Raw genomic sequence first — 20,994 nt, 5'->3', positions numbered from 1 at the left:
GAAGGATGGACCCATGTTCGATTCCCTCTCCGACCGGTTGACCGGTGCCCTGAAGGACCTCCGCGGCAAGGGGCGGCTCTCCGATGCCGACATCGACCGCACCTGCCGCGAGATCCGGCTCGCCCTGCTCGAGGCCGACGTCTCGCTGCCGGTGGTGCGCGCCTTCATCGCGCGGATCAAGGAACGGGCGAAGGGTGCGGAGGTCTCCGCGGCGCTGAACCCGGCCCAGACGGTCGTCAAGATCGTCAACGAGGAACTCATCGGCATCCTCGGCGGCGAGACCCGCCGGGTGCGGTTCGCGAAGAACCCGCCGACGGTCATCATGCTGGCCGGTCTGCAGGGTGCCGGTAAGACGACACTCGCCGGCAAGCTGGGCAACTGGCTCAAGCAGCAGGGACACACACCGCTGCTGGTGGCCTGTGACCTCCAGCGTCCGGGCGCGGTCTCGCAGCTGCAGATCGTCGGCGAGCGGGCCGGAGTGCCGGTCTTCGCGCCGCACCCGGGCACCAGCGTCGGTGGGGAGGGAGCACTCGGCGTCACCTCCGGCGACCCGGTCTCGGTCGCCCGCGCCGGTGTCGAGGAAGCGAAGACCAAGCACTACGACGTCGTCGTCATCGACACCGCCGGCCGCCTGGGTATCGACTCCGAGCTGATGAAGCAGGCCTCCGACATCCGCGACGCGACCACGCCCGACGAGGTGCTGTTCGTCGTCGACGCGATGATCGGTCAGGACGCGGTCTCCACCGCCGAGGCCTTCGCCGACGGCGTTGGCTTCACCGGCGTCGTGCTGACCAAGCTCGACGGCGACGCCCGCGGTGGTGCCGCGCTGTCGGTGCGTGAGGTCACCGGTCAGCCGATCATGTTCGCGTCCTCCGGTGAGAAGCTCGAGGACTTCGACGTCTTCCACCCCGACCGCATGGCCAGCCGCATCCTCGGCATGGGCGACGTGCTCAGTCTCATCGAACAGGCCGAGCAGCACTGGGACGCCGAGCAGGCCGAGGCCGCCGCGGCCAAGATCACGCAGGGCGAGCTGACCCTCGAGGACTTCCTCGAGCAGATGCTGATGATCCGCAAGATGGGCCCCATCGGCAACATCCTGGGCATGCTGCCCGGCGCCGGCCAGATGAAGGACGCGCTGTCACAGGTCGACGACAAGCAGCTCGACCGGGTCCAGGCCATCATCCGTGGCATGACTCCCGCCGAGCGGGACAACCCGAAGATCATCAACGCCTCCCGCCGCCTGCGTATCGCCAACGGCTCCGGTGTGACCGTCAGCGAGGTCAACCAGCTCGTCGACCGTTTCTTCGAGGCCCGCAAGATGATGGCCCAGATGTCGGGCCGCATGGGCATGGGCGGGATGAACCGGAAGTCCAACCGCAAGGGCAAGAAGGGGAAGAAGGGCAAGGGACGCGGTCCCACGCCGCCGAAGGTGCGCGGTGGTTTCCCGGGGATGCCGGGTGGCATGCCCGCCGGCTTCCCGGATCTGTCCAACATGCCCGCCGGACTCGACCAGCTGCCGCCGGGTCTCGAGGGGATCGACGTCTCACAGTTCCAACCCAAGAAGAAGAAGTAGCGATGGGCGGCCCGGCAATGGATGGCCCAGCACCGGATGTCACCGCCCGTCACTACCGGGGCACCGATCCGCTCACCGGCCAACCGGTCGAGTTCTGGGTGACCGGTGGGACCATCAGCCACACACCCGTCGCAGACGCCGAGACCGCCGTCGACGCCGGCTGGATTCTGCCGGGGCTCGTCGACGCCCACAACCACGTGGGCATCGCCCCCGGGCTCGGCGTCGACATCGAGCAGGCGCGGGGTTACGCGTACGCCGACGCCCGCGCGGGGACGCTGCTGATCCGCGAGGTCGGGTCGCCGCTCGACACCCACCCGCTCGACGACGACCCGGCGTGTCCGCGGTTCATCCGTTCCGGCAAGCACATCGCCCGGCCGAAGCGCTATCTGCGCGACTACGGCGTCGACCTCGACGACCCCGACGAGCTGGCCGCCGAGGTGGCGCGCCAGGCGCAGGCCGGCGACGGCTGGGTGAAGATCGTGGGGGACTGGATCGATCGCGAGGTCGGCGACCTCGCGCCCCTGTGGACACGAGACCAGATCGAGGCCGCGGTTGCCGTCGCACACGAACACGGCGCAAGGATCACCGCCCACGTCTTCGGCACCGACGCCCTCGTCGACCTCATCGGGGCCGGGGTCGACTGCATCGAACACGGCACCGGGCTCACCGCCGATCTGATCGATCAGCTCGTCGACCGCTCGATCGCCCTGGTGCCCACCATGATCCAGGTGGAGAACTTCCCGGGCATCGCCGACGGCGCCGAGCGGTTCCCGACCTATGCCGCCCACATGCGCAAGTTGCACGCCGACGCACCGAAGGTCTTCGAATCCGCCCGCGAGGCCGGCGTGGCGATCTTCGCCGGTACCGACGCCGGCGGATTCGTCGAGCACGGACGCATCGTCGACGAGATCGAGGCCCTCTCGCAGGTCGGTCTGGGCAACGCCGGGGCGATCGCTGCAGCCTCCGTGCAACCTCGGCAGTGGCTCGGCGCCGACCTTCTCGCCGACGGCGACCGCGCCGACTTCGTGGTCTACGGCGAGAACCCCTGCGATGACCTGGGCGTCCTGCGTCATCCGCTCGCAGTGGTGTCCTCGGGCCAAAACATTTTGTGAGCAACACCACAAGCGGGCCGCTGGTTGCGCTTACCTACTGCCGCGTAAGGTAGCAACCGCGTTGCACAGGTTCGTAAGGGGACGAACCGAACAGCACAGTGCAGACCCCGCCGAAACCGGGGGTGGAAACGGGGTTTCGGTGGGGGTCGCGCAAGCCTGGGGGCCGATTCATCGGTAGGCAAGTGGCGTTTGCGACGTACGGCATGTGGTTGTTCTCGCGGGGTGGACAACCACATGCCGGCTTCTTTTCCGGACGGTCAGCCCGGATTTCTTTCCGGGGCCTCTGGTCTGGCAGAATGGCTCGACGGTTCGTCGGATACGGTCACGGCCGCCCGACGGTCACACCGAAACAGACGCAAAACCGGGTCCACCATTCCGGGTGGATCGCAGAATTGCGCAGTGACCACACGAAAGTAGAAGAAGACATGGCTGTCAAGATCAAGCTCACACGGCTCGGCAAGATCCGCAACCCGCAGTACCGCATCGTCGTCGCCGACGCTCGGACCCGCCGCAACGGCCGGGTGATCGAGACCATCGGCAAGTACCACCCGAAGGAAGAGCCCTCGCTGATCGAGGTCGACTCCGAGCGCGCCCAGTACTGGCTGGGTGTCGGCGCACAGCCGACCGAGCCCGTTGCCGCGATCCTCAAGGTCACCGGTGATTGGCAGAAGTTCAAGGGCCTGCCGGGCGCCGAGGGCACCCTGAAGACCGCCGAGGCGAAGCCGTCCAAGCTCGACCTGTTCAACGCTGCGCTCGCCGCCGCCGAGAACGAGCCGGTCGCCGCGGCCACCACCCCGAAGAAGAAGGCCGCCAAGAAGGACGAGGCCCCGGCAGAAGCTGCCGCCGAGGCCCCCGCCGCCGAGGGTGACGCGTGAGCGCTGTCGTCGCCGACGCGGTCGAGCATCTCGTCCGCGGAATCGTCTCGAACCCGGACGACGTCCGGGTCGACCTCGTCACCGGTCGTCGTGGACGCCTGGTCGAGGTCCACGTGAACCCCGACGATCTGGGTAAGGTCATCGGCCGCAACGGTCGTACGGCCACCGCCCTGCGCACCCTCGTCTCCGGTATCGGCGGACGCGGCATGCGCGTCGACATCGTCGACACCGACCGCTGACAGCCGACTCGCAGGACGCACGCATCGTGGATCTCGTCGTCGGACGCGTCGTGAAGTCGCACGGCATTCGTGGCGAACTCGTCGTCGACGTCCGTACCGACGAGCCCGAACTGCGTTTCGCTCGCGGCTCGGTGCTGCGCGGCCGACTGCCGCGCGGTGGCGGAGAACGTGGATTCACCGTGACAGCCGCCCGGGAACATTCCGGGCGGCTGTTGGTGTCTCTCGAGGGCATCGCCAGTCGCGATGCCGCCGACGCGCTGCGCGGCACCCTGTTCCTCATCGACTCCTCGGAGGTCGAGCCGTCCGACGACCCGGACGAGTTCTACGACCACGAACTCGAAGGTGTCCCGGTCCAGCTCGCCGACGGCACCGAGGTGGGTGTCGTCGAATCGGTGCTGCACATGCCCGGCGGCGAACTGCTGTCGGTGCGCACCCCCGACAAGCGTGAGGTCCTCATCCCGTTCGTGCGGGAGATCGTGCCGACGGTGACCCGCGAACTCATCGTCATCGACCCGCCCGAGGGTCTCCTCGACCCGGACTCGGCCGACGGCGCGAAGTGATGCGCCTCGACATCGTTTCGATCTTCCCCGAATATCTCGACCCGCTCCGGGTTGCGTTGCTGGGCAAGGCGATCGACGCCGGCCGCATCAGCGTCGACGTCCACGACCTGCGGAACTGGACGCACGATGTGCACCGCAGCGTCGACGACTCGCCGTACGGTGGCGGGCCCGGCATGGTCATGAAGCCCGAGGTGTGGGGGCCGTGTCTCGACGACGTGTGCCCCGACGACGCGCTTCTCGTGGTCCCGACCCCGGCCGGTGTGCCGTTCACGCAGGCGACCGCCCAGCGGTGGAGCACCGAGAAACATCTCGTCTTCGCCTGCGGCCGCTATGAGGGCATCGACCAGCGTGTCTTCGACGACGCGGCCCGTCGGGTGCGCGTCGAAGAGGTGTCCCTCGGTGACTTCGTCCTCATCGGCGGCGAGGTCGCGGTCATGGCGATGATCGAGGCAACCGTCCGACTGATGGACGGTGTTCTCGGGAATCCTCGCTCGCACCAAGAGGATTCGTTCTCCGACGGGCTCCTCGAAGGGCCGAGTTACACGCGTCCGGTGAGCTGGCGAGGTCTCGACGTCCCGCCGGTACTCCTCAGCGGCGATCATGCGAAGGTCGCGCGGTGGCGACATGAGCAGGCCCTCGAACGGACCCGCGCCCGCCGGCCGGATCTCCTCGCCGAGCCTGTGAATCCCCACGATGACCCGGAGTCGGATCCCCGCTAGGATTCGGCACAACTCGAGCACACGGGGGGTGTTATGCAGGGCTATGAGGCCATGGTCGAGGAACTCGACCGTCAGCGTGCCGAACTCGCGCAGACCCGTGCCGCGTTGTCGGAGCTGACCTCCCGGGCGATCAGCCGGGATCGGCTCGTCGCCGTCACCGTCAACGCGCGCGGTCTCGCCGTCGACATCTCGATCGATCCCACCGCCTTGCGTCGGTACCGTGCCGACCAGCTCTCCGAACTCCTCACCACCCTGATCGCCGAAGCGGACCATGCGTTGGCTTCGCGGCGCGTCGAACTTCTCGCTGCCGCAACGGGTTCCGGGGTGGACTACGCCGACGCGCGTCTCGACCCCGCGCGTCTCGACCCTGCCCGTCTCGACACCGCCCGGACCCCCGGATGACAGCCGGAGGCCGCCGGAACCGGATCGCCGCGGACGTGGGTACCGCGGCGGATCTGTCCGCCCGGCTGGCCAATGCCGAGTCGCGGCTGGGCGCCGTGCATTCCGAGCTCGTCGAACTGCTCGCCGACATCGACACCGCGGTCGGGGTCGGGGAGGGCGCGATGGCCTTCCGGCGGGGTTTCGGCCCCGCGAGCGCCGAATCGAGTGAACTGCTCTGCGCCGCGGTCGCGCGTCTCGCCGAGCACCGGCGGGCGCTCACCTCCGGCGTCGAGTCCCTCGCCGCCGCCGACGCCGACACCGCAGCCGCCTTCGACCCCGGTGACCCTCGGTGAACTCGGCGCCCCGACACATCGCGGACGAACTCGCACCCGGCGTGTGGCCGGGTGCGGACCCGACGTCGCTCCGTGAGGCCGCACGACGCACACGAGCCCTCGCCGAATCCGTGGAGCGGGTCACCGACGTGGTCGTGTCTGCGACTGCCGCGTACTCGTCACCGGCCGCCGGCGGCGCGGGCGTCGAGGGGGAGTTCGCCGACGCTCTGGTCGACGGGCTCGGCCGGGTCACCGGCGCCGGGACGCAGTCACTGCCGCACGTCGCCGACCGGCTCCGCGCGATGGCGACGTCGTTGGACACCTACGCCGATGTCGTCGTGGAGACCGAGCAACAGATGACGACGATCGCCCTCGTCGCCGACCGTGACCGGCAACGTGCAGAGGTCTTCGCCGAGGTCGGTGACGACTCGTGGCGGGTGAGTGCGGCGAGCGCCGGTCGTCTGGCCCTGACGGCTGCCGGTGACGACTACACGCAACGGTCGGAGGATGCCGGGCAATCCGCCGGCGGGACCCCGCCCGCGGCGACCAGCGGGATGATGCCGTTCGCACCGATGGGTGCGATGGGCGCTGCCGGAGCGGCCGCCGCCGGGTTCGGTGCCGCCGTGGGCGCTGCCTCGCGCACCGACCGGGACACCGCCGGGGGAGACCTGACCTGGCTGAGGCGTCGCGCCGACACCGTGCAGTCGACGGTGCCGGCGACCATCGCGGGCTGGTTCCGCACCGCCGTCGGCGTCGGCGTCGGGGCCCGCGGGCGTCGCGTGGTCGTCGTCGGGACCAACGATCCGCAGCCGTACCAGCGCGCGGGGATCGAACTCGCCGACGACGAGGCGCTGACGGCGAACGGGCGGGCACCCGAACTCGCGATCGTCGAACACATGACGAGTTCAGGGATCACCCCCACGGCGATCGCCGCCGCCACGCCGATGGACTCGGCGACGGTGGCGGCACTGCAAGCCGCCGACGTCGTCGCGATGGCCCCCGGTTCGTAGCGCTGACCGGGGATTTCGTCGGACCGGGGTGTCTCTGGCACAATAGTCGGGTTGCCTGTCCCGTGTGACGGGCACCGACGACTCGGAGTATGAACCGGTTCGAAGCCGTATGGCCCGCCAGGTTCCTCTGCTCAACGTTCACGCCAGAATAGGACCCAATCAATGAACACGCTCGACTTCCTCGACAAGCAGTCCCTACGCGACGATGTCCCGGAGTTCGGCCCCGGCGACACCCTCGACGTCCACGTCAAGGTCATCGAGGGCAGCAAGGAACGCGTCCAGGTGTTCAAGGGTGTCGTGATCCGTCGCCAGGGTGGCGGCGTCCGCGAGACCTTCACCGTCCGCAAGGTGTCCTTCGGCGTCGGCGTTGAGCGCACCTTCCCGGTGCACAGCCCGAACATCGCCAAGATCGACGTCCTCACCCGCGGTGACGTCCGTCGCGCCAAGCTCTACTACCTGCGCGATCTGCGTGGCAAGGCCGCAAAGATCAAGGAAAAGCGCTGACGCGTCTACCCTGACGAGGTGGCCGACACACAGCGACCCAGCGACGATCGCGACCTTGACACCGACGGCAACGACGGTGAGAAGCGTCCTTGGCGGTTGAAGTCCGATCCGGACGAGACCGCGGACGGCAAGAGCAAGTCGGGCTCCGGCTCGCTCTTACGCGAGGTCGTGATCATCGTGGGGTGCGTCCTGCTCCTCACCTGGGTACTGCAGACCTTCATCGGCCGGCAGTACGTCATCCCGTCGGAGTCGATGGAGTCGACTCTGATCGGTTGTGACGGGTGCACCAACGATCGCATCGTGATCGACAAGATGGTCTACCGCTTCGGTGATCCGGAGCCCGGTGACGTCGTGGTCTTCAAGGGTCCGTCGGAGTCGTGGAACGGCGCCTGGGTGTCGCCGCGCTCGACGAACCCGGTCATGCACAAGGCGCAGGATGCGCTGTCGTGGTTCGGTTTCGCCCCGCCCGACGAGAACAATCTCGTCAAGCGTGTGATCGCGACCGGCGGACAGACCATCGAGTGCCGCAACGACGAGGGTGTCGGCGTAAAGGTCGACGGCAAGCCGCTGCGCGAGCCGTACATCAACATGGAGTTGCAGCGCGAGACCCTCGCGGCCTACGGACCCGACTCCGGTGTCAGCGACAAGCTGCCGCCGTGTCTGGGTCCGGACTTCGGTCCGATCAAGGTCCCGGAGGGCAACGTGTGGGTGATGGGCGACAACCGCCTCAACTCGCAGGACTCGCGCTACCACGTCGACGATCAGTACCAGGGCACCGTTCCGGTGAGCGACATCCGCGGCAAGGTCCGAACCATCATCTATCCCTTCTCGCGGATCGGTGGTGTCGGTTCGATCAATCCCCAGCAATGACCATGTGGGGATTGCGCACACCATGAGCCGCTGGCCACCGCGTTCGCCCGTCCGCCGTGCAGCCGGACTGCGGACCTTCGAATTCGCGCTCTACCGGCAGGGCCTCGGCCCTGTCGCCGGGGTCGACGAGGCCGGTCGCGGTGCGTGCGCCGGGCCGCTGGTGGTCGCGGCGTGCGTGCTGAAACCGACGCAGCTGGCCTCGCTCGCCGACCTCGACGACTCCAAGCGGCTCACCGAGAAGACCCGCGAGACGCTGTACCGATCGGTGACCCGGTACGCACACGCATGGAGCGCGGTGATCATCGACGCGGCGGAGATCGACCGGATCGGCATCCACGTTGCGAACATCGAGGGCATGCGCCGGGCGGTCGCGGCACTCGACGTGACCCCCGGATACGTGCTGTCCGACGGGTTCGTGGTTCCCGGCCTGACCGCGCCGTCGCTGCCGGTGATCGGCGGAGACGGGGCCGCGGCCTGCATCGCGGCCGCGAGCATCATCGCGAAAGTGACGCGGGATCGGATCATGGTCGCGATGGACGCCGACCTGCCCGGGTACGATTTCGCGATCCACAAGGGATACAGCACAGCTCTTCACATGTCCCGCATCGATGCGGCGGGACCGTCACCACAACACCGCATGTCGTACCGGAACGTCGCGGCACGAGTGGTCTCCAGCGCAAACGACAACAGGGATAGGCTTACAGGATGAGTGCTGAGGATCTCGAAAAGTACGAAACCGAGATGGAACTCTCTCTGTACCGCGAGTACAAGGACATTGTCGGCCAGTTCACCTACGTGGTGGAGACCGAGCGGCGCTTCTACCTTGCCAACGCGGTCGAGATGATTCCCCGCAACACCGACGGCGAGGTGTATTTCGAACTCCGGATGAGCGACGCCTGGGTCTGGGACATGTACCGGCCGGCGCGCTTCGTCAAGCAGGTTCGCGTCATCACGTTCAAGGACGTCAACATCGAGGAGCTCGAGAAGCCGGAACTGCGGCTTCCCGACGAGCCCTGAACTCTCATGGGGTGAACGTACCCCGAGGCGTCGACGACGCGATGTTGGTGAGTCGGTAGTTCTCCACAGATTCGGCCGCGGCGGGTGTACTCGCGCCGCGGCCGAGTCGTGTTCGGGGACCCTTCAGAGCATGAGCAACCGTCGTGCGCACGTGGGCAAGCTGGGGGAGGACATCGCCGCCGACTTCGTCGGTTCACTGGGGTGGGTTGTGCTGGAACGCAACTGGCGCAACCGATATGGCGAGCTCGACCTGATCGCCGTCGACCCCCGTGGCCCCGCCGGGCCCACGCTGGTGGTCGTCGAGGTGAAGACTCGGGCCAGCCGCACCTTCGACGACGCGGTGATGGCCGTGACCCCGGACAAGCTCGCCCGGATGCGCCGACTGGCCCGTACGTGGCTCGCGGCCCAGGAACGCCGCTGGCGCCAGATCCGGTTCGACGTCATCAGCGTGCAATTGGACGGGTTCACCCCGGAAGACCCCGCGGCGGCGCACGTGAGGCACCACCGCGGAGTCCACGAGTGAGTGGTCTTCGAGCCCGGGACTACAGCTTGCCGAGGTCCGAGCGAATCAGCATCACGTTGTAGTCGCTCCAGCGTGAAGCGTTGAAGTACAGCTCTTTTCCGGTGCCCGTCAGTGCCGGCGAGCTCGGCAGCATCATCGGTCCGTAGACCACCGGGTTGCCGGGGGACACGATGTTGCGCGGCGAGCTCCACGGGCCTTCCGGATGGTCTGCGGTGCGGAGCCGGATGCCGTTGTCGCCGTCGAGCATGATGTATTTGTTCAGGTACGGACTCCAGGCGACGGACAGTTCACTGACCGGTTGTCGGGCGACGACGCCTTCGGTGTCGTGGATGTCGCTGATGCTGTCGACCCATCCGATGCGCTCGCCGGACCAGTACTGGTACTTACCGAGGTCGAGGATGTCCTCCGGCTTGAACCGCGCCAGGAATGCAGCGCCGAAACGGCCGTTGGGCGTACCGAACTGGTAGATGTAGTCCTCTTCGTCGGTACCCGGGCGCCCACGCATGTATGCGTTCTGCTGGAACTTGCCGTTGTTGACGTCGATCGCGCGCAGGTTGCCGGGGAGCTCGAGGTCGATCGGAGCGTTGATGAGGATGGTGTCGGGGTCGCTCTCCCACGTCTGACCGTTGTTGTCGGAGTAGGCGATACCCGAGTAGTTGGTGATCCAGTTGCCGGCCGAACCCCAGGACCGCACCGACATGTAGTTGATGTACTGCCGGAACCCGGTGCCGTGCGGGAGCGAGATCGCCGCGGTGGGGATCGTGGTGACCTCGATGTTCGAGATGCCCAGCGACGGAATGAGTTCCTCGGCGTAGTTCGCCCGGCCCCTGATCACGGTTCCCGAGTTCTGGTCGCCGGCGACACCGTTCGGGATGGTGATCTTCCCGTCGCTGAAGTCGTCGTCGTTCGTCCGCAGCAGGACGTTGTGCCGCCATTCCTGGCCGGCGACATCGCAGTTGCCAAAGGTGTCGCCGAACGCCATCAACGTCTGCCCGCGGCCGTTGTCCCAGGCGATCCCGAGGTCGGTGCCGCTGATGCCGAAGCGATCGAAGGTGTCGTTGTTGCTGCGCGGACCCGTGACCCAGCTGAGAACCTTGGAGATGTTCCCGTTGTAGACGGGCAACGGGCCCTGGGGTCCGGCTGCGGGGGCATTGGAGCTACCCGACGAACCGGTGCCGAGAAGACTCGAACCGGCGCCGGAGTTACCGCACGGCGCGGCTTCTGCGATGCCGGTACCGGCGGTCAGGACGATCGCGGAGGTACCGATTGCGAAGGCTCCCGCCAGCGCCAGTCGGACACCTTTGGTGAAACGGCTGGGCACTCAAGACCTCCGTGTGACAGGTGTTACTGAAGTTATGGACGTGACTATTGTTACTAGAGTTGTGTCACGGAAGGCCCCGAGATCGGTCACGATCCGGTGTCAGCGGATAAGGTGGCGTTTTTCCGACTCGGTGCGTGACTGCCAGCCGACACGTTCGAGTTCGGGTACGTCGTTCTCGCGTTCGGGATAACCGACGCAGAGGTAGGCCACGAGTTTCCAGGTGGGTGGGACCGCGAGTGCGGCGGCCACCTCGTTCGGTTCGAGAATGGACACCCAACCGATCCCGACGCCGCGGGCCCGGGCGGCCAGCCACAGGGTGGTGATGGCCGTGACGACCGAGTACTCGAGTGTCTCCGGCACGGTTTGGCGACCCAGGCCGTGGCCTTGTTCGGCATCGGGTTCGCAGAACACGGCGAGGTGGACCGGTGCGTCGTCGAGGCCGGCGAGCTTGAGTGACGAATACAGTTGTGCGCGTTCGCCGGTGTAACCGTCGAGCGCTTCGGCGTTGCAGCGGACGAAACTGTCCCGCACAGCCTCTCGTGCCGCCTTGGTCTGCACCTCGACCCACCGCCAGGGCTGACTGTTTCCGACGGACGGCGAGAGCTCCGCGGCCGCGATGAGCTCGGGGAGAAGATGCGGCTGGAGCGGTTCGCGACTGAACCGACGGACATCCCGTCGCCAACGGAAGAGTCGGTTCAGGTCGTCGACGAACGCGTCGTCGAAAATTCCGTCACTCATCGGTTGTCGAGCTTAGCGACGGCGATCGATCAGATCGGCGCGGGTCCGTCCTCTACCTGCAGACGCTCGCGTTCCCGCTTGTTTCGTGCGCGTTCGGCTCGCCGTCTGGCGTGTTTGTCTGCCAGCCGGTTTCGTGTGGGGCGAGGGTCGTCGCCCGAGATCACCCGCGGTGCGGGTGGGGCTTGGGCGGCTTGTTCGAAGCGGGGTCGGGGCGGAACATCACGCGATCGGCGCCGCGTCGCCGTGTTCGTGTCCAAGGGCCTTCCCCGGACCCGGAGAGTAGCAGCGCGATCTCGGCGTCGAGGGTCGGAGCTAATCGACAATTCCGCTGGCACGAGCGAGGTGCAGGACGGGAGCATCGGCGGTGCCGGCGGGTCGTTTGCCGACATGCCGACGTCTTTGACGAGGAATTCTGCAGCTGATCGACGCACTACTCATACGAGTCTTAGCTAGCTTTCGTCTACAGCGGCGGTACGGGGTCCCTGGGTCTCCTTCAGAGGAGGACCATTGGGCGAGAGCTTGCGAAGCGCGAACATCTGAAACTCGTTATTCGTGTTGCGAGCCTTCTCAGCGGTTTTCTCGATACCTAAGAAATTCTTCGGGTCCGTGCCTGCTTCTACCGCAGCTCGTACAGCTGTCGCCGCGGCGACAGCTGCACTGAGGGATCTGAGTGCTTCGCGTGCGATCTCTTTGTCGCGGATGTCGGCCATCGCAACGGTCGCAACGGTTCGGTAATACTCGAACTGAGTCAAGAAGTTCGTGAGCCGGACGAGGCCGGAGTCCGCAAGCTCTCCATTGTTCTCAGCCAGCTCGTCGAGGTAATCGAACGTATAAATACTCGTCTGCGCATTCGCCTTCGTGATGTTCTTGGCGATCGACTTAACGGCATCGACCTCACGGTTGTGTTGCGTCACTGCCAACTGTTCGATATGGAACGTACGAGAAGCATCCATGGACGCTTCGGCCTGGGCGAGCTGTCGAGTATGTCGCTCTTCGACAAGTCGCATCTCTTCGGCTGCGTTCGCTCTTGTTGCTTCGGCCTCTTGCCGCGCTAAGAGTGTCTGGTAAAGCGCGACTACAACCGCGAAGACGGTGAGTAAGCCTGAAAGCCAGGCGGCAACCGGACCCCACTGACCTTGACCCCATCCGTGGAGAAAGCCCCAGATCAGAACGAATGGAATGGTCCCCAGGACGACGCCACCTACTGACACGATGAGCGCCGCCTGCGGCACGGTGAAGTCTTCTTCAGGTTCAGTCACCGGATCGTTGTAGCACTCCGACCGGTCGGGTGTGCGCATGGATCGGTCAGAACGGTGCCGGGCCGTCCTCGACTTCCAGGCGTTCGCGTTCTCGCCGGTTGCGGGCGCGTTCGGCTCGCCGTCTGGCGTGTTTGTCTGCCAGCCGGTTTCGTGTGGGGCGAGGGTCGTCGCCCGAGATCACCCGCGGTGTGGGTGGGGCTTGGGCAGGTTGCTCGAAGCGGATACGGCGCAGGTTGGGGAACAGATCTTCGAGGGTTTCGGCGTCACCGCGGATGCGGTAGCCCTCTGGGGTGACGTACTCGGTGACCAGGCGGCCGTCGTCGTCGCGGTACTGGACGTCGATCCAGTCGCCGAAGGTCTTGTGCAGATGCCCTAAGCGGCATTTGGCGTTGAGGTTCTCACTGGAGGTGAGTCCACCGCGGGTCGGGCGTTGACGGTCGAACTCGGTGACGTGGTCGAGGTCGCAAGTGAAAGAGGACTGCTCGCACCCTGGTTCGGTGCAGTAGCCGTCGCGGATGCGGACGAAGTCGGCACAGGCGGTGGTCGGGCGGTACGGGTCGGACGGCTGGGAACCGGGATAGACGACCACCACATCCGATGACGTTGCTTCGGTAACGTTCGGCGCGGTCGGCTCAGCGATCGGTGCGGCTGCGGGTTGCGGGCGTCTGGCTTCGCGGTCCTGTGCGTCACGCTCGTCGTGCTCGCCTGCCGGCGAGGGTGTTTCGGCCCCAACTCGTGTGGGTGCTGTGCGGACCGGAGTCATGGGTTTGATGGTGGCGTCGGGTCGGTGGGCGAGGTCGCGGACGTGCTCGTCGGAGATGACGCCGTGCCCGTCGATCCAGCCGATCCCGGGTGCGCCGGCCAGTGTCGCGGCATCGGTGACGACGTGGATGACGATCTCGCTGCGCACCGATGCGACCGCCGCTCCGGGTTCGGGAACCTCGGCCGTGCAGTTGTCACGATCGCAGCAGCATTCGAACAGAGTGCCGGTCAGGAGGGCGAACATGGCGTCGGAGTTGCGTTGTCCGACGGTGCGACCGTCGTGCTTGCACACTGAATCCGCCAGCACGCGAACGGCCTTGGCGGCGATACGCACGTTCTCCGCGGCCATCACCCCGGTGATCTCGGCGGTGCCGTCGTCGAGGGTGTGGGTATACATCCCGCGGTTGTCGAGCGCTTCTCTCCGGCGTTCGCGGACCAGGTCTGGGTCGTGACGGAACACCAGGCGGTCGACCATGTCGCGCAGCCGGGCTCGCGTCCAAGAGCCCTTCTTGTTGCGGAGGGTGGCGGCGATCTCGGCGTCGAGGGTGGGAGTGATCGATGAGTCCGGCGGGACGAGCGCCGTGCGGGACACGATCACCTGCAGCTGCCAACGGGTGGTGATCCCGTCGCGCAGGGTGTCCAGTACCTCGGGGAGGTTCTCGTGCAGGGTGATGGTTTCGCCGATGAGGATCTCGGCTTGGCGTCGTGTCAAAGACAATTGGCGCGACACCCGCTGGACGCACTCGGCCTCACCGGTGACAACGATCCCGCCGTCGAAGGTGTTGCGGGTGCTCATGCAGCGTTCGGCGATCGCGTGCACCGTCTTGTATCGGGCCCAGTGTTCGTGGGATTCGCGACGCTGAGACGCCTTGAGTTCGTCCATGAGGGAGTACATGTCGGCTTCATAAGGGTGGGCAGGATCGATCCCGGCGAGAGACCCGCCCGGTAGATCGATCCGATTCCCCGACACCCTGCCCCCAGAAGTGTTGCGGCGCCGACCCGATCGATCGGCTCACCTACTGACAACCAATGTAGACCCGACCACCGACAAACCCGGACCGTCATCCACAGGCATCATCTCGCTACACAGATGCGCCGCAAGAAGGTTGGCCGCGACTTCGTTTCGGAGAAGTCCTTCGACACCGAAGGTGTGCAGGACTGCCGATCAAGCCGGTGATGTGGATATCGGAGAGGTGATCCACAGATCGCTCGTCGGGAGACTGCGGGCCGGTTCGCCGGCGTGATCTTTCGACAGACTGTGCTCCATGTTGGGGCAAACACAGTCGGTGGGGCTCAATGCCTTTGCCGCACGAGTTGTCGACGTTCAGGCGAGCGTCGGATCAGGGCTGCCCGGCTTCGCGGTGACCGGTAACCCCGATCCGTCGGTGCGCGAGGCGCGCGACCGGGTGCGGGCGGCGGTCAAGAACTCGGGGTTCAAGTTCCCCGACCTGAAGGTGACGGTGGCGCTCTCGCCGGCGGACATGCCGAAGGTCGGTTCGGGTTTCGACCTGGCCATGGCGGTCGCGATTCTGGCTGCGACCGAACAGGTGTCGTCGGAGAAGCTGACGTCGACGATCTTCCTCGGCGAACTCGGCCTCGACGGCACCGTCCGGCCGGTCCGGGGAGTGCTGCCGGCGGTGATCGCCGCGCGGCAGGCGGGTTATCGGCGTGCGGTGGTCCCGATCGAGACGGTGACCGAGGCGACCCTGGTCGAGGGCATGGACGTCGGTGGTGCGACGAACCTCGAAGACGTGGTCGCCTGGCTGGAGGGCGATCGCGTACTCGACAACTTCCACCGGACGACGACCACGAAGCCGCCACCGATTCCGGACATGGCCGACGTCGTGGGGCAGCACGAGGCCAGGCACGCACTCGAGATCGCCGCGGCCGGAGCACATCACGTTCTCATGACCGGGTCACCGGGTATCGGGAAGACGATGCTCGCGCGACGCCTACCAGGCATCCTGCCGCCACTGGGTGTCGAGGACTCCCTCGAGGTGACGGCGATCCACTCGCTCGTGGGGGAGCTGTCACCGGGACGCCCGCTGATCACCGAGCCGCCGTTCGTCGCACCGCACCACAGTTCGTCGACGACAGCGCTGCTCGGCGGTGGTACCGGCTTCGCCCGGCCGGGCGCGGTCTCCAAGGCGCACCGCGGTGTCCTGTTCCTCGACGAATGCGCCGAGATGAGCGCGAAAGTGCTGGAATCCCTGCGGGAACCGCTCGAAGACGGCGAGGTGCGGGTGCCGCGGCGGGATGGCGTCGCGACGTACCCGGCGCGGTTCCAGCTCATCCTCGCGGCGAACCCGTGCCCATGCGCACCCGCACACGACGTCGACTGCGTGTGCACCGCTGTCGTGCGACGTCGGTACCTCGGCAAGTTGTCGGGGCCACTGCTGGACCGGGTCGACATCCGTGTCCGCATGGACCCGCCGGGCAACGCCGCGCTGATGAGCGGGACGGGGGAATCGAGTGCCGAGGTCCGTGCACGGGTCACCGCGGCGCGGGCGGCCGCGGTCGAGCGATGGTCCGAATTCGGCTGGCGGACCAACGCCGAGGTTCCGGGAGCCGCGCTACGTCAGAAGTTCCGGCTGCCGCCCGACGTCCTGCGACCCATCGAACTGTTCCTCCGGGACGGGCGCGTGACTGCCCGCGGTGCCGACCGTGCGCTGCGGCTCGCCTGGACCCTCAGCGATCTACGCGGCACCGACCGGCCCGTCGAAGACGATGTCGCACAGGCACTTCTGTACCGAGACCGAGGAGCAACGTGGTGAGCGGGAAGTATCCGGCGGAGATGACGGCGTGGGCGTACCTGGCGCGCGTGGCCGAGCCGCCGTGTGCGGAGGTGATCGCCCTGGTGGACCAGGTCGGTCCGGTCGACGCGGCATCGGCGATCCGTGAACGCCGTGTGCCGGACGGTCACGAACCTGTGCTGGCCGCGACTGCAGCTCGATACGAGTCAGACTGCGCAACGACCGACCTTGACACCGCCGCCGCGATCGGTGCACGGCTGGTCACCCGATCCGATCCCGAGTGGCCGGCCTGGTCGCTCCTCGCCCTCGGTCAGGCCGACACCGCCGCACGCGGCGGCGAGCCACTGGCCCTCTGGGTGCGTGGTCCCGCCCGGCTCGACGATCTGGCCGCGGCCTCGGTCGCCCTCATCGGGTCCCGCGCGGCGTCGTCGTACGGCGGGCACGTCACGCAGATGCTGGCCTCGGGGCTTTCGGGTGAGGGCTTCGCGGTGATCTCCGGTGGCGCCTTCGGGATCGACGGGGCGGCGCACCGCGCCGTTGTCGCGGCCGGCGGGGTTACCGCGGCCGTGTTGGCCTGCGGCATCGACCGCGACTATCCGGCAGCGCATTCCGCGCTGCTGGCGGAGATCGCCCGGACCGGCGCGATCATCAGCGAGTACCCGCCGGGAACGACGGCCGCCAAACATCGCTTCCTCACCCGCAATCGGCTGGTCGCGTCACTGTCGGGGGCGACCGTGGTCGTGGAGGCCGGCAGACGTTCGGGCGCGGCGAACACCGCAGCCTGGGCCCGGAAACTCGGTCGGCCACTCGGTGCGGTGCCGGGACCGGTGACGTCGGCGACCTCCGTCGGATGCCATCGGATGATCGCCGACGGGCTGGCGGTGCTGGTCTCCGATGTCGCGTCGGCGGTGAACCTCGTCCGGCCCGACGGCGGGGGAGACATCGGCCGGGGGAGGGGGAAGAGAACCGATGGCCTCAGCGCCGAGCAGCTGCGCGTGCACGACGCGATCCCGGCCAGGGGTGGCGTGGGGATCCAGGAGATCGCCTTCGCGGCAGGACTCGAGGTGCCGGCCGTGCGGGCGGCGTTGGCACGGTTGGACATCGAGGGGCTCGTGGAAAACGTCGGCGGTCAGTGGAGACTGGCCACCGGATGATTCACTTCCGCGTCAGGATGTCGAGGAAGATGCGCAGGTCGTCGGCCGTCGCCTCGCCGAGCCGTCCGTGCGCGTGGACGAAGCCGATCCCCGCGTAGAGCAGCGTGGTCGCGCGGGCATGGGCCTCGGCCTCGTCGAAGCCGAGTTCGCGCATCGCCTGATGGGACATCTGGAAGATCTGGCCGTCGAGTTCGGAGATCGAGTCGGCGATCGTCCCGTCGGTCTCGGCCCACCGTCGCATCGCGGCTTCCATCCGCCACCTGCGCGGATCCGACACGAGCTGTGCCATGCCCTCGATGCGCTCGATCGGCGGGAGTGCCTCGAGGTCCGCCATCCGGGCCACGGCGGCGGCCTGACCCTTGCGACAGTGGTCGGCGAGCTCGGACTTCATCGTCGCGATGTCGGTGAAATGCCAGTAGAAACTGCCCTTGGTGACCCCGAGGCGGGCGCTGAGTCGGGAGATCTTCAGACCCTCGATGCCGTCCTCGAGCAGGACCTCCACAGCGGCGTCGAGCCAGTCGTCGGCGCCCAGACGCGAGCTGCGGACGGGAGCGTTGTCCACTACGGATCGGGGTTCCACTGGTTGCTCCGGCATGGAATCGCCTCTGGTCGGGGTCTCGCGACGTCTGATCTGAAGAATTGCGAACTCTCGGATCACATCGCTTGATCGTGAGAAAACCTTACAAGGACCCTCCGGCGGCATCCTCGGACAAACCGGCACCGCGTCTTAGGTTCGCCTAAGTAATTGGCGTAAGGTGAACGCGACAAGGAGGTTCCATGGCCAAGCGCGTGAACACGATGACGGTGCTCCGTCGTGAGCAGATCAGCCCGCACTTCGTCCGTCTCTACCTCGGCGGCGACGGGTTCGACGACTTCCAGGTGGCGGTCGGTGCATCCGGTGACGCCGACACCGACATGTACGTGAAATTCATCTTCGCCCCGGAGGGCGTGACCTACCCGGAACCTTTCGACCTCGCCGAGGTCCGGTCGACGATGCCGCCCGAGCAGCAACCGGTCCTGCGCACCTACACCGTCCGCCGCGTCGACCCGCAGGCCCGCGAGATCCTCGTCGATTTCGTCGTCCACGGCGACGAGGGCATCGCCGGACCGTGGGCCGCATCGGTGGAACCGGGGGAGACCGTGCGGTTCATCGGTCCGGGCAGTGGATACCGGCCGAAGTCGGATGCCCCGTGGCACCTCCTCGCCGCCGACGAGGCCGGGCTGCCCGCCGTGGCCGCCGCCCTCGAGTCGCTTCCCGCCGATGCGATCGCCAAGGTGTTCATCGAGGTCGCCGGACCCGAGGACGAGCTCGACCTCATCGCACCCGCAGGTGCGGAGATCGTCTGGGTCCACCGCGGCGGACCGGCCGGCGAGGTCGACGACTCGGTCGCCGGCGACAACGCACCCCTCATCGCGGCCGTCCGCAACACGGAATGGCTCGACGGCGAACCGCATGTCTTCATCCACGGTGAGGCACAGGCCGTCATGCACAACCTGCGCAGCTACATCCGCAAGGAACGCAAGGTCAGTTCGGCCAACGCGTCGATCTCCGGATATTGGCGCCGCGGCCGTACCGAAGAAGGCTTCCGGACCTGGAAGGCCGAGCTGCGCGCCGCCGAGGAAGCCGCACCGGCCGGCCGATAGGCACGCGGTCGGCATCGATCCGGCCACGGCACCGCGTGTGGGGTTGCGCCTGCTCCCGCCGCGCGATGTGCTGGCGGGCATGCTCGACGACTTCGCCGATCACCTGCGCCTGGAGAAGGGTCGCAGTGAACACACCATCCGCGCCTACGTCGGTGGTGCGCGGGCGCTGCTGTCGTTCGCGGGTGCTCGGGGAGTGGCTGCGGCGGACATCGACCTCGCTCTCCTGCGGGCCTGGCTGGCCGAGCTGACGCAACGCGGTGCCGCCCGCACGACGATCGCGCGTCAGGTCTCCGCGGCGAAGACCTTCTGCGCGTGGGCGGTTCGCGAGGGCATCATGGCCGCCGACCCGTCGCAGCGACTCAAGGCGCCGAAAGCCCATCGCACACTGCCGGCAGTCCTCGCACCCGGACAGGCCGACGCCGCGATCGGAGCGACCGCGCAGGAGCGCGAGCCCGACGACCCGATCGCAATCCGGGACCGGTTGATCCTGGAATTGTTGTACGCCAGCGGGATTCGCGTCGGCGAATTGTGTGGGCTCGACATCGACGACGTCGACACAGGGCGTCGAATCCTGCGCGTGATCGGCAAGGGCGACAAGGAACGGTCCGTGCCCTACGGCGAACCCGCGGCCGAGGCCATCGACAACTGGCTGCGACGCGGGCGTCCGGCGCTGGCCACCGAGGCGTCCGGAGGGGCGCTGCTCCTCGGCGCGCGCGGTGGAAGGCTCGACCAGCGGATGGCACGGTCGGTGGTGTCGGAGGCGGTCCGGGCAGCCGGTGGCCCGGCGATGGGACCGCACGGACTCCGCCACAGCGCCGCGACACACCTCCTCGAAGGTGGCGCCGACCTACGCGTCGTACAGGAACTACTCGGGCACTCCTCGCTGGCGACGACGCAGATCTACACCCATGTGAGCGTCGAACGCCTCCGCGCGGTGCACCGTCAGGCGCACCCTCGAGCGTGATCACGGCGGCTCCGGGCCGAGCGGCTTGAGCCGGACCCGCACGGCCCCGAGCAGACCCAGGGGATTCAGGTACTCGGCCTCGCGTCCCGCCCCGCGCCGAGCGCCCCAGTGCAGACACGCGGGGGTCGGACATCCCGGATGCCGATGCCCGGCGACGAGCGTGCCGATCGGCTCGCCGCGGTACACATGGGCGCCCTCGTCGACGGTCGCCTCGACGGGCTCGTAGGTCGTGATCAGTCCGTCCGGGTGTTGCACCGAGACGACCGGACGACCAGCCACCCGACCCGCGAACCGCACCCGGCCCGCACCGGCCGCGGAGACCACGACACCGGGCACGGCCGCGAGGTCGACGCCGCGATGACCCGGTTGCCACCGTTTCTCCGGCGCATCGAAGCCGGTCACGACGGTGGGGCGGGGTGACAGCGGGGCGGAATAGGGATGCGGCGCGGCATTACCCTGGGACGGTGTCGAGCACAGGATGACCAGGAACAAGGACGCCGCCAACGCGGTGCGGGAACACGAGGTGTGCACTCCTGTTGGACGCACCGGAGCGCGATCCGGATCCATCGCCGGGGCAGGGGGCCGGAGCGTTTTGGTTTTCGCTGGTCGACGCGCGTAAACTCTCGTCCGCACCTCATCGGTTGTTGATGGGGTGACTTCGCGCGCCTGCGACAACACGCCGAA

Annotated in this window: 24 protein-coding genes and 1 pseudogene; 18 read left to right on the top strand and 7 right to left on the bottom strand. The window is 67.4% G+C overall.

The features are described 5' to 3' along the window. The first annotated feature begins 13 nt into the window (after positions 1-13). The 14 genes from ffh to OK17_RS02330 all read left to right on the top strand — a co-directional run bounded on the left by ffh (position 14) and on the right by OK17_RS02330 (position 9,715). Complete coding sequence (ffh, locus tag OK17_RS02395) at positions 14-1,573, top strand: signal recognition particle protein (RefSeq protein WP_154881893.1); 1,560 nt, start codon at positions 14-16, stop codon at positions 1,571-1,573. A gap of 2 nt (positions 1,574-1,575) precedes the next feature. Further along, complete coding sequence (locus OK17_RS02390; RefSeq protein WP_461416561.1) at positions 1,576-2,685, top strand: amidohydrolase family protein; 1,110 nt, start codon at positions 1,576-1,578, stop codon at positions 2,683-2,685. 425 nt (positions 2,686-3,110) lie between these two features. Continuing rightward, positions 3,111-3,560, top strand: coding sequence for a 30S ribosomal protein S16 (gene rpsP, locus OK17_RS02385; RefSeq protein ID WP_232719027.1), 450 nt, complete (start codon positions 3,111-3,113; stop codon positions 3,558-3,560). Then, positions 3,557-3,799, top strand: coding sequence for an RNA-binding protein (locus tag OK17_RS02380; RefSeq protein WP_004572301.1), 243 nt, complete (start codon positions 3,557-3,559; stop codon positions 3,797-3,799). The genes rpsP and OK17_RS02380 overlap by 4 nt, the downstream gene beginning before the upstream one ends. A gap of 26 nt (positions 3,800-3,825) precedes the next feature. Continuing rightward, positions 3,826-4,359 (top strand): ribosome maturation factor RimM, encoded by a 534-nt coding sequence (rimM, locus tag OK17_RS02375; protein WP_232719025.1) that lies wholly within the window; start codon positions 3,826-3,828, stop codon positions 4,357-4,359. Beyond that, entirely contained in the window at positions 4,359-5,078 is a 720-nt protein-coding gene (gene trmD / locus OK17_RS02370; protein ID WP_461416560.1) for a tRNA (guanosine(37)-N1)-methyltransferase TrmD, read from the top strand. Before rimM ends, trmD begins: the two co-directional genes overlap by 1 nt. 33 nt (positions 5,079-5,111) lie before the next feature. After that, positions 5,112-5,480, top strand: a complete 369-nt coding sequence (locus tag OK17_RS02365) for a YbaB/EbfC family nucleoid-associated protein (protein ID WP_461416559.1) — start codon at positions 5,112-5,114, stop codon at positions 5,478-5,480. Beyond that, positions 5,477-5,812, top strand: coding sequence for a hypothetical protein (locus tag OK17_RS02360; RefSeq protein WP_232719018.1), 336 nt, complete (start codon positions 5,477-5,479; stop codon positions 5,810-5,812). The genes OK17_RS02365 and OK17_RS02360 overlap by 4 nt, the downstream gene beginning before the upstream one ends. Further along, positions 5,809-6,801 (top strand): hypothetical protein, encoded by a 993-nt coding sequence (locus OK17_RS02355; RefSeq protein WP_461416558.1) that lies wholly within the window; start codon positions 5,809-5,811, stop codon positions 6,799-6,801. Before OK17_RS02360 ends, OK17_RS02355 begins: the two co-directional genes overlap by 4 nt. A 162-nt stretch (positions 6,802-6,963) precedes the next feature. Then, positions 6,964-7,305: a 50S ribosomal protein L19 gene (rplS, locus tag OK17_RS02350; protein ID WP_005198975.1), complete on the top strand. Its 342-nt coding sequence runs from the start codon at positions 6,964-6,966 to the stop codon at positions 7,303-7,305. An 18-nt stretch (positions 7,306-7,323) separates the two neighbouring features. Then, positions 7,324-8,175 carry a signal peptidase I gene (gene lepB / locus OK17_RS02345; protein WP_232719014.1) on the top strand — a complete coding sequence of 284 codons (852 nt, stop codon included), beginning with the start codon at positions 7,324-7,326 and terminating at the stop codon, positions 8,173-8,175. Between the two features lie 22 nt (positions 8,176-8,197). Next, on the top strand, positions 8,198-8,884 hold the full coding sequence (locus tag OK17_RS02340) for a ribonuclease HII (RefSeq protein WP_006866820.1): 687 nt from the start codon (positions 8,198-8,200) through the stop codon (positions 8,882-8,884). Continuing rightward, on the top strand, positions 8,881-9,192 hold the full coding sequence (locus OK17_RS02335) for a DUF2469 domain-containing protein (protein WP_005198978.1): 312 nt from the start codon (positions 8,881-8,883) through the stop codon (positions 9,190-9,192). Before OK17_RS02340 ends, OK17_RS02335 begins: the two co-directional genes overlap by 4 nt. A 130-nt stretch (positions 9,193-9,322) precedes the next feature. Beyond that, positions 9,323-9,715, top strand: coding sequence for a YraN family protein (locus OK17_RS02330; protein WP_232719011.1), 393 nt, complete (start codon positions 9,323-9,325; stop codon positions 9,713-9,715). A 19-nt stretch (positions 9,716-9,734) separates the two neighbouring features. On the opposite strand, the gene OK17_RS02325 is transcribed toward OK17_RS02330, so the two are convergent. From OK17_RS02325 to OK17_RS02305, 5 genes and pseudogenes are all read right to left on the bottom strand, one after another. After that, positions 9,735-11,036, bottom strand: a complete 1,302-nt coding sequence (locus tag OK17_RS02325) for a DUF4185 domain-containing protein (RefSeq protein WP_232719009.1) — start codon at positions 11,034-11,036, stop codon at positions 9,735-9,737. Positions 11,037-11,135: 99 nt separating this feature from the next. After that, positions 11,136-11,774 carry a 5,6-dimethylbenzimidazole synthase gene (gene bluB / locus OK17_RS02320; protein WP_461416557.1) on the bottom strand — a complete coding sequence of 213 codons (639 nt, stop codon included), beginning with the start codon at positions 11,772-11,774 and terminating at the stop codon, positions 11,136-11,138. Positions 11,775-11,803: 29 nt separating this feature from the next. Next, a pseudogene (locus tag OK17_RS02315) lies at positions 11,804-11,983 on the bottom strand (HNH endonuclease); the annotation flags it as partial. Positions 11,984-12,223: 240 nt separating this feature from the next. Then, a complete protein-coding gene (locus tag OK17_RS02310; RefSeq protein ID WP_232719007.1) occupies positions 12,224-13,033 on the bottom strand; it encodes a hypothetical protein in 810 nt (269 codons plus the stop codon). A gap of 46 nt (positions 13,034-13,079) precedes the next feature. Beyond that, positions 13,080-14,690, bottom strand: coding sequence for an HNH endonuclease signature motif containing protein (locus OK17_RS02305; RefSeq protein ID WP_461416556.1), 1,611 nt, complete (start codon positions 14,688-14,690; stop codon positions 13,080-13,082). Between the two features lie 370 nt (positions 14,691-15,060). Between OK17_RS02305 and OK17_RS02300 the strand changes: the two genes are divergently transcribed. Continuing rightward, positions 15,061-16,569, top strand: a complete 1,509-nt coding sequence (locus OK17_RS02300; protein ID WP_232719005.1) for a YifB family Mg chelatase-like AAA ATPase — start codon at positions 15,061-15,063, stop codon at positions 16,567-16,569. Positions 16,570-16,589: 20 nt separating this feature from the next. Beyond that, positions 16,590-17,702, top strand: coding sequence for a DNA-processing protein DprA (gene dprA, locus OK17_RS02295; RefSeq protein WP_232719161.1), 1,113 nt, complete (start codon positions 16,590-16,592; stop codon positions 17,700-17,702). A gap of 1 nt (position 17,703) precedes the next feature. On the opposite strand, the gene OK17_RS02290 is transcribed toward dprA, so the two are convergent. Next, positions 17,704-18,297, bottom strand: coding sequence for a TetR/AcrR family transcriptional regulator (locus tag OK17_RS02290; protein WP_232719003.1), 594 nt, complete (start codon positions 18,295-18,297; stop codon positions 17,704-17,706). Positions 18,298-18,479: 182 nt separating this feature from the next. On the opposite strand from OK17_RS02290, the gene OK17_RS02285 reads away from it, so the two are divergent. Together OK17_RS02285 and OK17_RS02280 are read left to right on the top strand one after the other, a co-directional pair. Further along, on the top strand, positions 18,480-19,346 hold the full coding sequence (locus OK17_RS02285) for a siderophore-interacting protein (RefSeq protein WP_461416555.1): 867 nt from the start codon (positions 18,480-18,482) through the stop codon (positions 19,344-19,346). A 79-nt stretch (positions 19,347-19,425) separates the two neighbouring features. Then, the gene (locus tag OK17_RS02280; RefSeq protein ID WP_461416613.1) at positions 19,426-20,310 is read left to right on the top strand and encodes a tyrosine recombinase XerC; all 885 of its coding nucleotides are present in this window, start codon (positions 19,426-19,428) and stop codon (positions 20,308-20,310) included. On the opposite strand, the gene OK17_RS02275 is transcribed toward OK17_RS02280, so the two are convergent. Further along, the gene (locus OK17_RS02275; RefSeq protein WP_406567069.1) at positions 20,311-20,856 is read right to left on the bottom strand and encodes a M23 family metallopeptidase; all 546 of its coding nucleotides are present in this window, start codon (positions 20,854-20,856) and stop codon (positions 20,311-20,313) included. Between the last annotated feature and the right edge of the window lie 138 nt (positions 20,857-20,994).

The organism is Gordonia sp. GN26 (genome assembly GCF_054823965.1).
The sequence above is the reverse complement of the archived record's forward strand: the minus strand, read 5'-3'. Positions and strand labels throughout refer to the sequence as shown.